Origin of the sequence: Actinoplanes sp. CA-030573, from assembly GCF_050951115.1 — a bacterium.
Lineage (GTDB): Bacteria > Actinomycetota > Actinomycetes > Mycobacteriales > Micromonosporaceae > Actinoplanes.
Genome location: NZ_CP192038.1, coordinates 6,402,132 through 6,413,819 on the forward strand (window position 1 = coordinate 6,402,132; position 11,688 = coordinate 6,413,819).

The 11,688-nt window shown below is 72.0% G+C and carries 8 protein-coding genes; 5 read left to right on the forward strand and 3 right to left on the reverse strand.

From position 1 onward, the window contains the following. Position 1 precedes the first annotated feature (1 nt). Positions 2-2,206, forward strand: a complete 2,205-nt coding sequence (locus ACQP2F_RS29615; protein WP_433293040.1) for an NACHT domain-containing protein — start codon at positions 2-4, stop codon at positions 2,204-2,206. 106 nt (positions 2,207-2,312) lie between these two features. Then, positions 2,313-4,424 (forward strand): Hsp70 family protein, encoded by a 2,112-nt coding sequence (locus ACQP2F_RS29620; protein ID WP_433293042.1) that lies wholly within the window; start codon positions 2,313-2,315, stop codon positions 4,422-4,424. A gap of 25 nt (positions 4,425-4,449) precedes the next feature. Here the strand turns inward: ACQP2F_RS29620 and ACQP2F_RS29625 are convergent, their stop codons facing one another. Beyond that, a complete protein-coding gene (locus ACQP2F_RS29625; RefSeq protein WP_433293044.1) occupies positions 4,450-5,457 on the reverse strand; it encodes a LacI family DNA-binding transcriptional regulator in 1,008 nt (335 codons plus the stop codon). Between the two features lie 72 nt (positions 5,458-5,529). On the opposite strand from ACQP2F_RS29625, the gene ACQP2F_RS29630 reads away from it, so the two are divergent. Then, positions 5,530-6,627, forward strand: a complete 1,098-nt coding sequence (locus ACQP2F_RS29630; protein ID WP_433293046.1) for a phytanoyl-CoA dioxygenase family protein — start codon at positions 5,530-5,532, stop codon at positions 6,625-6,627. On the opposite strand, the gene ACQP2F_RS29635 is transcribed toward ACQP2F_RS29630, so the two are convergent. Together ACQP2F_RS29635 and ACQP2F_RS29640 are read right to left on the reverse strand one after the other, a co-directional pair. Continuing rightward, positions 6,611-7,864, reverse strand: coding sequence for a DUF1501 domain-containing protein (locus ACQP2F_RS29635; protein WP_433293048.1), 1,254 nt, complete (start codon positions 7,862-7,864; stop codon positions 6,611-6,613). The two genes, ACQP2F_RS29630 and ACQP2F_RS29635, sit on opposite strands and share 17 nt — an antisense overlap. Before the next feature lies 1 nt (position 7,865). After that, positions 7,866-9,128, reverse strand: a complete 1,263-nt coding sequence (locus tag ACQP2F_RS29640) for a DUF1800 domain-containing protein (RefSeq protein ID WP_433293050.1) — start codon at positions 9,126-9,128, stop codon at positions 7,866-7,868. Positions 9,129-9,234: 106 nt separating this feature from the next. Between ACQP2F_RS29640 and ACQP2F_RS29645 the strand changes: the two genes are divergently transcribed. Further along, complete coding sequence (locus ACQP2F_RS29645) at positions 9,235-10,341, forward strand: acyltransferase family protein (RefSeq protein ID WP_433293052.1); 1,107 nt, start codon at positions 9,235-9,237, stop codon at positions 10,339-10,341. Positions 10,342-10,429: 88 nt separating this feature from the next. Then, positions 10,430-11,629 (forward strand): acyltransferase family protein, encoded by a 1,200-nt coding sequence (locus tag ACQP2F_RS29650; protein ID WP_433293054.1) that lies wholly within the window; start codon positions 10,430-10,432, stop codon positions 11,627-11,629. The last annotated feature ends 59 nt before the right edge of the window (positions 11,630-11,688 follow it).

The following is an 11,688-nucleotide window of genomic DNA, read 5'->3' on the forward strand; positions in this document are numbered from 1 at the left end:
GATGGCGTACGTCTCCTCGCTCGCCCGGCAGATCGAGTCGCTGCTCGTGGCGCAGGGCTGGCAGTGCCGGGCCAACCGGTTCACACTCGCGGTCACCGAGCCGGCCGTCCTCACGCCGACCTCGCACACCTGGATGGCCGGCGACGCTCCCGCGATGACCGACGGCGACATCCGCAGCGTACGGCCGAACCTCGTCATCGTCTCCGACCACGCCTCCGAGCTCGACGTCGAGCGGATCAAGGCGTGCATGGGCGGCGTCGGCCGCGAGCCCCAGGTCGAGCGGCTGACCTCGTTCGTGGACCGGCTCTGGGACGCGCCGCAGGCCGCCGTCCGCGCCCGCCTCGACGCGCAGATGCAGGACCAGCTGTTCGAGTCGCTGATCCCCAAGGGCCTGCCCGAGCCGCCGACGCCGGACAGCCGGCACGCGCCGCAGCAGGTCTGGCTCGGCGGCACCAAGGTGCTCGACCACCGCCTGCTGGAGAAGGCGCTACCGGCGCCCGGTTCGTGGCTGGCCGTGCTGGCCGACGCCGGGCAGGGCAAGAGCGAGCTGCTGCAGTGGCACGAGTGGCGGTACGCGGTGTTCTACGAGTCGGCCCGGGCGCAGAAGGTGCGGACCCTGCCGCCGGTCGCGCTTCGAGTGCCGTTGCGCAGCCTGCACGCGCTCTCGCTCGACGCGATCGCGCATTACCTGTCGCGGCCCGACCCCGACAACGGGCTGCCGGCGGTGCGCAACATCGGCAGCGGCGAGTGCCTGCGCCAGCTGCTGCGCATCGGCCGGGTCATCCTGCTCCTCGACGGTCTCGACGAGCTGCTGATCAGCCGGGAGAAGATCGCCGAAGGCCTGGCCGAGCTGTACAAGGTGAAGCTCGACGGCGGCCAGATGGTCGTCTCGACCCGCGTCGGCCACCTGACCTCGCGGACCGCGCTGGCCGACGCATTCGACGAGCGGGACATCGCCCGCATCGTCGAGATGACGCAGAAGGACGCGCACAAGCTGCTGACCAAGTACAACGCGAGCGACGAGAAGGCCGACGCGATCCTCAAGCGACTGGCCGCCTCGCCGACCCAGCGCATCCCGCTCTTCCTGCTCATGGCGTACGCCGTCGATCTCTCCACCGAGCTCGACCCGCACGTGCGGCAGTCGCGCACCCGCGTGCTCGCCGAGCTCCTGCGGCTGTTCTGCCAGCGCGACGAGCCCCGCCTCGAGGTGTCCACCGACGACCAGATGCAGCTGCTCACCGACCTCGCGCACTGGATGTTCCTGGACGGCGAGCCGACCCCCGACAAGGCGCTCGAGCTGCTCGGCATCGACCAGTCCGAGCCCCGGGCGGCGATCATACTCAACCCGCACGCGCTGCTCACCCGGGCCGCGGGCCGCAGCGTCTCCTTCAAGTACCCGCAGTTCCAGGCGTTCTTCACGGCGCGGGCGCTGGCCGGGGACTGGTCGCACTACGGCTTCGAGTCGATCGCCCCCGAGCTGCGCACCCGCAAGCTCGACGAGGCCACTGTCGAGTTCCTGGCCCGGCTGGTCGAGGACTCCGATCTGCTGCGCGCCTGGGTGTCGACGGAGAACGAGCCCAAGCTCGTACGGCGCAATCTGCTCGCGCTCGCGCTGGCGCGCCTGGACGACGACGTCCCCGGCGAGTCCCCGGCCGTGCGGTCGCGCAAGCTGGCCGCTCTGCTCGGCAGCTCGCGGCTCGAGGACGTGAGCATGGTCGACCTCTCGCTCGTGCGTCTCGACTTCACCGGCTGGACCCTGGCCCGGATCCAGGGGCGCGGCGGTTCGATGCAGTATTGCGTCAACCTTGACCGCAGCCAGTACGACGACTCGATCCTGACCCTCGACGACCACGAGGGGACCGACCTGCCGGCCCGCGTCGACGAGCAGGTGCTGCTCGCCTCCGGGGCCGACCGGCTGAACCGCCTGATCCGCCCGCTGCTGCGGCGCGGCTCGAACACCTTCATCCCGATGCAGAACCTGGCCGAGGCCAAGGACAACGACGGCTGGAAGCTGATCCGCCGGGCCGGCCTGGCCAGCCAGGAGCGCCGCGGCACCGGCGGCGAGCACTGCTGGCTGGTGAACGACGACGGCGTCGACCTGATCAACGCCTTCATCACCGCCGAGGCGACGTCGCCGGCCGCCCTTCAGCAGCTGATCCGGGACCGGCGCGCACTGCGCAAGCTGTTGCTGGCACTGGCCGCCTGACCGGTACGCCCGGGCAGCCTTTCGGGCAGCGCCCGCCCACGGTCTTGTCGGCGCCCCGGCCGGGGCCGATGCTGAGTGCCGGGTCGCGGCGGGCGCGGAGGCCGAGATGACATATGGGCTGGGCGTGGACCTCGGCACCACCTGGACCGCGGCCGCCGTCCGGCGCGGCGACGCGGTCGAGGTGCTGCGGCTCGGCAGTCAGCGGCCCGAGATCCCCTCGCTCGTGTTCCTGCCGGCCGAGGGCCCGGTGCTGGTCGGCGAGCCGGCCGGGCGCCGCGGTGAGCAGCAGCCGGAGCGGCTGGCGCGCGAGTTCAAGCGGCGGGTCGGCGACCCGGTGCCGCTGCTGGTCGGCGGCTCGCCCTATCCCGCGCACGCGCTGCTGGCCCGTCAGCTGGCGCACGTGCTGGCGGTGGCGGCGACCAACGAGCAGGGTCCGCCCGAGTCCGTGGTGCTCACCTGCCCGGCGAACTGGGGTCCGTACAAGCGCGACCTGCTGGAACAGGCCGGGCGCCTGGCCGACGCCCCGCGGGTGGAGCTGCGCACCGAGCCGGAGGCGGCGGCGATCTCGTACGCGGCGGGCGAGCACATGGCCGACGGCGACCTGGTCGCCGTCTACGACCTGGGCGGGGGAACGTTCGACGCGGCGGTGCTGCGCCGCACCGCGGCCGGGTTCGAGCTGCTCGGCGTGCCCGAGGGCATCGAGCAGCTGGGCGGCGCCGACTTCGACGAGGCCGTCTTCGACCACGTGACCCGCTCGCTGCCTCCGCACTGCCTGACCGGCGACGACCCCGAGCTGCGGCCGGCCCTGCTCCGCCTGCGGCGCGACTGCGTCGAGGCCAAGGAGGCGCTGTCCTTCGACACCGACGTGATGATCCCCGTCGCCCTGCCCGGCCTGCACACCCGCGTGCGGCTGACCCGCCGCGAGTTCGAGGCGATGATCGCCCCCGCCCTGCACGAGACGGTGGGCTCGCTGACCCGGGCGCTGCGCTCGGCCGGCGTCACCCCCGCCGACTTGCGCGCGATCCTGATGGCCGGCGGCTCGTCGCGCATCCCGCTGGCCGGTTCCCTGGTGGGCACCGCCTTCGACCGTCCCGTCGTGGTCGACCCCACCCCCGAACACAGCATCGCCCTCGGCGCCGCCCGCATGACCGCCCCCTCGGTCTCCGCCGCCTCTCCGGCCCGCATGACTGCCTCCGCCGCCCCCTCCGCCCCCACCGGCCCCTCTGCTGCCAAGGTCCCCGCGGCAACCGCCGGCCCGGTAGCGCCCTCGGCACCTGCGACGCCCGCCACCGTTACCTCCTCCCCACCGTCGACCTCGCCACCGCCGCCGTTCTCGCCCATGTCCTCACCTTCGCCCTCGCCCTCGCCTTCGCGCCCGCCCTCGCCCCCGCCGCCACTCTCGCCCTCTCCGCCGATCTTGCCCGCACCGGACCTTCCGCCGGCGGCATCGCAACCCGCTCCCGGCCGCACCGAGCCGGTCGCCGCCCACCCCCGCCGCCGCACCCGCATCCTGGTCGCCGCCGCGGCCGTCCTGGCCATCGCGGTGAGCGTCCCGATCGCCGCCCGGCTCCTCCGCGGCCCCGACCGCCCGGCCGCCGCACCGGCCGCGACCACCCCCGCCTGCGGCTTCACCGACGACTTCACCGGCGCCACGCTCGATCCGGCATGGGAGCAGACCCGCAAGGACCTGCGGGTCACCGTCGGCAACGGCGCCGCCGAGCTCGACGCCCCCGACGGCACCGACATCTACAAGACCAACACGACCGCGCCCAAGCTGCTGCGCCCGGTGACCGGCGACTTCGTCCTCGAGGCCACCGTGGAGGCCTCGCCGAGCGTCTTCTACCAGGGGGCCGGCCTGCTGCTGTGGAACGGCCCCACCAGCTACCTGCGCATCGAGCGCGGCATCGGCAAGCCGGCCGGAACGATCGGCTTCGAGTACAACAACGGCCAGGGCCACAAGTGGGTCCACGGTCCGCTGGACAAGCCCCCGATCACCACCACCGCGACCCGCGTCGTCTTCCGCATGTCCCGTACCGGCGGCACCCTGACCGGCGCCTGGCGCCCCGCCGACCGGCCCACCTTCACCCACCTGGCCACCGTGGCCATGACCCTGCCACCTACCGTCCGGGTCGGCGTAGCCGCCCTGAACCGGGCCCAGCAGGGTTCGAAGCCGGCCCCGTTCCACGCCCGCTTCGACCGCGTCGCGGTGACCTGCTGACCGGCACGCGGTCACCCGCGCCCGGTCAGAACTCCACCGGTGGGGCGTTGTGCGGGGTGATGACCTGCACCGCCGACGGGTTGGTGCGGATCGGGCCGGGCAGCACGCCGTGCGCCTGCATGATGGCGTAGCACGCGCGCCGCAGGTCGCTGCGCAGGTCGTGGTGCAGGACGGCGGAGAGCTTGCGCGACCGCAGCAGCGCCGTGTTCTCCTCGTCCAGGTCGTGCGCCACGAAGACGTCGTAGCGACGGCCCAGCGCGGCGAAGGCGGAGACCACCGCCGCGTTGCCGCCGGCGCCGGCGTAGAGCGAGTAGATCGCGCGCACCGACGGGCTCGCCGCCAGCACCGTGCGGATGCCCTCGCTCACCGCGCCCGGCGAGTCGGAGGCGTCGACCACCTCGAGCACGCGGCGGGCCGGGGAGAGCTCGGCCCGGAAGCCGGCCTCCCGCTCGTCCTCGCCGCGGAACGACTCGTGCCCGCGCACCACCAGCACGTCGCCGGACCGGTCGCCGAGCCACTGCTGGATCAGGTACGCCGCGGTCGCGCCGGCCGCCCGGTTGTCGATGCCGACATAGGTGATGCGCGGCGTCGCCGGCAGATCGGTCACCAGCGTGACCAGCGGGGCCGCCAGGCGGCCGGCCGCCGCCACCACCGCCGGCACGTCCGGCGCCTTGAGGATCACGCCGTGGGTGCGCCGGCCGATCTTCTCCAGCACCGGGACCACCGACCGGCCGTCGAGCAGGTGGAACCGTGCCCGGAACACGGCCGGCCGCAGCGCCGGCAGCGCCGCCTCCAGCGCCGCGCGGATGGTGGCCGAGAACCGCGGGGGCGCCTGCACCACGACGTCCACCATGAACGTCCGGCCGCCCAGCCGGACCTGGGCGCGCTGGCGGTCGAGGTCGGCGATCGCCTGGTGCACCTCGCGGATCGTGCTCTCCCGCACCCCGCCGCGCTCGTGCAGGACACGGTCCACGGTGGCCTCGCTGAGACCGGCCTGGGCGGCGATCTCGCGGATCCGGTAGGGGTGCTTCACGCGTACACGATGATGGGCTTTTGAGGGGTTTGCAATCACCCGCCGGGCCGAGCGCGGACCTAGCGTGACGTCATGACTACCTGGTTCACCGCCGACTCGGCCGACCTGGACGCGTTCCGGGCGGTCTGCGAGCAGAAGACCGACCTCACCGACTACCCGCATGCCATCGACGTCGCCGAGAACGTGCTGATCTATCCCGGCCGCCTGCCGGACACCGCCGAGGTGCGCGGCGAGCTGATCCGGGCCCTGATGGACGGTCCGGGCGTGATCGTCTTCGCCGGGGCGTTCGCCGTCGACGTGGTCGACCGGGCCACCGCCGTCTTCGCCGCGCTGATCGCCGAGCAGAAGGCGGCCGGGGTCACCGCGGGCGACCACTTCGCCAAGCCCGGCGCCAACGACCGGGTCTGGGGCGCGCTCGACAAGTTCGCGCTGCGTGACCCGGAGGCCTTCGCCGCCTACTACGACAACGACATCCTCGCCCTGGTCAGCAACGCCTGGCTGGGCGCCGGCTACCAGGTGACCTCGCAGGTCAACGTGGTCAACCCGGGCGGCGCGGCGCAGGTCGCCCACCGCGACTACCACCTCGGCTTCATGTCGCAGGAGCAGGCGCTGCGCTACCCGGCGCACATCCACCTGCTGTCGCCGGCGCTGACCCTGCAGGGCGCGGTCGCGCACGTCGACATGCCGGTGGAGACCGGGCCGACGCTCTACCTGCCGCACTCGCAGAAATACCCGGCCGGCTACGTCGCGTTCCACCGGCCCGAGTTCACCGCCTACTTCGACGAGCACCGGGTGCAGCTGCCGCTACGGAAGGGCGACGCGGCGTTCTTCAACCCGGCTGTGTTCCACGGCGCGGGCGACAACCATTCCGCGGCCGTACGCCGGATGGCGAACCTGCTGCAGATATCCTCCGCCTTCGGCCGCGCGATGGAGACCGTCGACCGCACGGCGATGGTGTCCGCCCTGTACCCCGTGCTGCGCGAGCACCGCGGCAACGTGGACAACGTGATCGCCGCCTCGGCCGAGGGCTACGCCTTCCCCACCGACCTCGACGTCAACCAGCCGGTCGGCGGCCTCGCCCCCCGCACCCAGGCCGAGCTGGTGCGCCTGGCCCTCGACGAGGGCTGGCCGGCCGAACGCTTCGAGCGGGAGCTCAGCCCGGCACGATGAGGGGCATCGTCCGGGGCTGGTAGCCGTTCAGGTAGCGCTCCGGCTCGGCGCCCAGCACCGAGGCGAGCACCGTCCCGAAGACGTCCCGGAAATCCGTGGTCGCCTTGAGGTCGCCGTCGTCGAGGTCGGTCAGGCTCGGCTGCTCGCCGTAGAAGCCGCCGGCCACCGACGACCCGAGCACGAAGAGCGGCCCGGCGGTGCCGTGGTCGGTGCCGTCGGAGGCGTTGGCCCGTACGCGCCGGCCGAACTCGCTGTAGACGACGACCGTCACCTTGTGGCCGGCCGGCGACGCCGCCATCTTGTCGTAGAACTCGGTGAGCGCCTGGTCGAGCTGGCCGAGCAGGAGCTCCTGGCCGGCCTTCTCGTCGGCGTGCGTGTCGAAGCCGCCGAGGCTCACCGAGTAGACGCGGGTCGGCACGCCGGCCGTGATGCACCGGGCCACCAGCGCGAGCTGGGCCGAGAGCGCGCTGCTGCCGCCGGTCGCGGTGCCGCCGGCCCGCGTGTCGTCGTCGGGCGAGGCGGTGACCTGGTCGGCGTCGCGGATCTCCTGGGCCATGCCGATCAGATCGGCGAACGACGCCGCGGCGCGGGCCTGCAGCGGGGGCTCACCCGGCTGGACCCGGCCGAGCGCCGAGATCACGTCCGGCTCGAACCAGTCGGGCAAGGTCAGCTCGCGGTAGTTCACGCAGGCGCCGACCCGGGAGCGGCCGACCAGCAGCGGCGGCAGCGTGGGCTCGAAGCTCACCGCGGTCTCGATAGGCGCGTTCGTGCCGTCCAGCCAGCGGCCGATCCAGCCGGTGTCGGCCGCGCCGGCCGGCGACGCCGACTGCCAGATGTCCATCGACCGGAAGTGGCTGTGGTCCGGCTTCGGGTACTGCACGCCGCGTACGATCGCCAGCCGCTTGGCATCCCAGACCCGCTTGAGCCCGGTCATCTTCGGGTTCAGCCCGAGCTCGTCGTCGAGGTGCAGGACGGTCTCGGGGGCGTAGGCGAGCTCGGGCCGGGCCGAGTGGTAGGCCGGGTCCGCGTACGGGATGACGGTGTTGAGCCCGTCGTTCCCGCCGTACAGCGTCACCAGGACCAGCTTGGGCTCGTCGGCGCCGGCCTCCGGGCGGGCGTCGTCCGGCGCCTTGGCCAGCAGCTCGTGCAGGCCGATGGCGGTCGCGCCGCCGGCCAGCGCGACGGCGCCGGTGACGCCCGAGGCGATCAGGAAGCGACGGCGGGTGAGTGCGTCCATGTCACGTCACCTGGTATTCGGGGCTCACGAGACCGAGCGCGAGCAGGCGCCGAGGATCCTTGACCCCGCGCAGCACCGCATACGTGCGGTCGGTCCACTTGTCGACGCACAGCGTGTAGGCGAGGCTCTCCGGCGTCATCCGCTCCGGCTTCAGCAGGTCGGCGAGGTCCCTGGCGATCGACAGCTTCTTGTTGGCGGCCGCCGCGGTCAGCCAGGCCGTGCCGGACGGCCACCCGCCCACGCTCGGCGGCGCGAACGGGCGCTGCCCGAGCGCGGCCAGGGCCCAGAACATGCGGTCGAACATCACCGGGGTGAACGCCGACGGGCGCAGGCCGAGCTGGCGCAGCGCGCCCACGAACCACTCCACCGGCTGCTTCACCAGGCTGCCACCGGTCGCCTGGAACTCCTCGGCCTCGAACATCGCGCCGAGCATGGCCATCGGGCGCGGGAACGCCGCGGCCATCCGCTCCTTGACCCGGTCCGGGATCGGCACGCTCGGCGACGCGTACCGGAACCACATGCGGGCCGCGAGGAAGCGCGGGCAGGCCTTCTGCTTGAGCAGCAGGTCGACCAGGCTCTTCGCGTCGAAGTTCGCGGTGACGCCGAGGATCGTCTTCTTCCCGGCGTCGTGCAGCTGCGGGCGGAAGACCGGCGTCACGCTGGTCAGCGAGATCTGATAGCCGGTCAGCGCGCGCGCCGCCTGCTTGACGTCGCGTTCGGTGTACTGACCGATGCCCAGCATGAACAGCTCGCACAGCTCACGGGCGAGGTTCTCGTTCGGCGCCGCCTTGGTGTTCTGATCGCCGTTCAGGAACTCGATCAGCGCCCGGTCCTCGACCATCCGGTGCGCCATCTCCCGGAAGTCGCGCGACTCCCGCAGGGTGCGGTGCTGGGCTGCCATGAGCTGCTGGGCCACGACGTTGGTGGCCCAGTGGCCCTGCCAGAAGAACTGCAGACGCTCGAACGCCTGGTGGTCGGCCACGACCAGGCGGTCGAGCCACCATCGAGCGAGCAGCTCGGTCTGTTCGCGCCGGGCCACCGACGCGCGGTCGATCTGCTCCTGGGTGGGCTTCGCCGGCAGGCCGACGAACGGGTCCAGGCCGATCGCCGGCATCGGGGCGCCGATCGCGCCGATGTCGGGGCCGGACGGGCTGACCAGCCCGGCCAGCGTGGTCGCGTAACCGACCTGACGGGCCGCCGCCAACTCGGCGGGAAGCGGGCCGAAACCGGCGCGGCGCAGCAACAGCCCCACGTCCCCGGTCATGCTGTGAAAGATAGGCGAACCCTCATATCCCGGCAAACGCGGGTTACCGTCCCGCGGTCCGCTCGCATATCCTCCCCCGGCACACGAGGAAAGATCGCGAGGAGCCATGAGCCTGGTGACGGCGCCGCCGCCCACCGTCGTCAGAACCGGCGGCGGTGACCGGCTCCACGTGCTGGACCTGCTCCGGTTCGCGGCCGCGATCTCGGTGCTCGGGCTGCACTACGTGGCGAACCATCCCGAGGTCTGGGCCGGCCGGGCCGGCGCGTTCGGGCCGGCGACGGGCGTCCTGACGTACGGCTGGCTGGGCGTCGAGACGTTCTTCGTGATCAGCGGCTTCGTCATCTGCATGAGCAGCTGGGGCCGGCCGCTGTCGCACTTGTTCATCTCGCGGGTCAGCCGGCTGATGCCCGCCTACATGGCCGCGGTGCTGATCACCGCAACGGTCATCACGCTGATGCCGATGGGCCGACCGAAGCCGCACATCTCGCACACCCTGGTCAACCTGACGATGCTGCAGCGCTTCCTGCACGTCCCGGCCACCGACGCCGTGTCCTGGACGCTGTTCATCGAGCTGAAGTTCTACGTCCTGTTCGCGATCGTGGTCGCATTCGGCGTGACCTACCGGCGGGTCGTGCTGTTCTGCGTGCTCTGGTCGATCGCCGCGCTGTTCGCCGTCTACCAGGACGAGCCGCTGCTCACGGCGATCGTCGAGCCGCGCACGACGGCGCTCTTCGTGGCCGGCGTGGTGCTCTACCTGATCCACCGGTTCGGGGCCGACCTGCTGCTCTGGTGCATGCTCGGCGTCTCGGTCGCGGTCGAGCTGGCCAACCTGGCGCAGCGGGCCGAGATCAGGACGGGCTTCGCCTCGTACCCGATCGCCATGGTCCTGATGCTCAGCGTCTTCGCCCTGATGACCGGGGTGGCGCTCGGCTGGTTCGACTGGGTGCGGTGGCCGGGCCTGGTGACGCTGGGCGCGCTCACGTACCCGGTGTACCTGCTGCACCACGAGATCGGCCTCATCACGATCCAGCGGCTGAGCCCGACCGGGATCCACCCGTGGCTGCTGTTCACGTTGGTCGTGGCCGCCGTCCTGCTGCTCAGCCACGCCGTCGCGAAGCTGGTCGAGAGGCCGCTCTCGCGGGCCCTGCGGCACGGGCTGGCCGCCGGCTTCGCCACGATCCGGGCCGCGGACGCGCGCCCGCCGCGCGGATGACGGCGAACGGGCCCCCGCGGGACCACGCGCGAAACCGTTCTCACATATCCTCCGCGGGAACATCGCGGACCCTACGCCCGAGGAAACAGTGAGCATCGAAATCGAGGCACCGAGGCCGGCCGGCGCCGACGCGGTCACCCAGCAGCTACCGGTCGTCGTGGCTGCGCCGGACCCCGCGCCGGTGGAGGCGCCGGCCCCCGCGGCCCCTCGGCCGAAGCGGGCCGGTAACCGTCTGTACATCCTGGACCTGCTGCGGTTCCTGGCCGCGCTGGCGGTGCTCGGCTACCACTTCATCCCCTCGTCGGAGGGCTCGTGGGGCCCCGGCGGCGACACGCACGTGCTGGGCGCCACCGTGAAGGCGGGACTGCAGTACGCGTACCTGGGCGTCGAGGCCTTCTTCGTGATCAGCGGCTTCGTGATCTGCATGAGCAGCTGGGGCCGCTCGCTGTCGCAGTTCTTCGTCTCCCGGGTGACCCGGCTCATGCCCGCCTACATCGGCGCGATCCTGCTGACCGCCGCGGTCGTCACGCTGGTCCCGGCCGGGCGCGACCGGCCGCACCTGTCGCACACCCTGATCAACCTGACGATGCTGCAGCGGTTCCTGCACATCCCGTCGGTCGACAGCGTCGACTGGACGCTGTTCATCGAGCTCAAGTTCTACATGCTGTTCTCGATCGTGGTGGCGTTCGGCGTCACGTACAAGCGGGTTGTCCTGTTCTGCGTGTTCTGGACGATCGCGACCCTCTTCTCCATGTACACCGGATCCGCGTTCCTGGAGGGCCTGTTCGAGCCGTTCTACGCGCCGCTGTTCATCGCCGGCATCACGCTCTACCTGATCCACCGGTTCGGGCCGGACCTGCTGCTGTGGTGCATGCTCGGCACGTCGGCGGCGATCGCCATGACCTCGCTGGCCCAGCGCGACCCGACCAAGCGCGGCATCACGTCGTACCCGGTGACGGTGGTCATCCTGCTGGCGTTCCTGGCCATCATGGTCGCCGTCGCGCTCGGCTGGTTCTCCTGGGTCAGGTGGCCGGGCCTGGTGACGCTGGGCGCGCTCACCTACCCGGTCTATCTGCTGCACCACCGGATCGGCCTGGCCTTCATCGGCGAGTTCCACGAGCACGTGCCGTTCTGGCTGCTGTTCACCACCGTCGTGGCCGGGGTGCTGCTGCTCAGCTACGCGGTCCACCACCTGTTCGAACGCCCCGTGAACAAACGGCTACGAGACGGCCTGATCAGGAGCTTCGCCCGGATCCGGGCGGCCGACGAACGGGTCATCGCGAGGTAACCGACGACGGCTATGATCACCGACCGGACCGGCGACCCCCTCGCCCGACATGTCTAGAA

Bases quoted from the DNA above. Each gene is read 5' to 3' on its own strand.
- ACQP2F_RS29615 (WP_433293040.1), top strand. From the start codon at position 2: ATGGCGTACGTCTCCTCGCTCGCCCGGCAGATCGAGTCGCTGCTCGTG.
- ACQP2F_RS29640 (WP_433293050.1), bottom strand. From the start codon at position 9,128: ATGACCGGGGACGTGGGGCTGTTGCTGCGCCGCGCCGGTTTCGGCCCG.
- ACQP2F_RS29630 (WP_433293046.1), top strand. From the start codon at position 5,530: ATGACTACCTGGTTCACCGCCGACTCGGCCGACCTGGACGCGTTCCGG.
- ACQP2F_RS29620 (WP_433293042.1), top strand. From the start codon at position 2,313: ATGACATATGGGCTGGGCGTGGACCTCGGCACCACCTGGACCGCGGCC.
- ACQP2F_RS29635 (WP_433293048.1), bottom strand. From the start codon at position 7,864: ATGGACGCACTCACCCGCCGTCGCTTCCTGATCGCCTCGGGCGTCACC.
- ACQP2F_RS29645 (WP_433293052.1), top strand. From the start codon at position 9,235: ATGAGCCTGGTGACGGCGCCGCCGCCCACCGTCGTCAGAACCGGCGGC.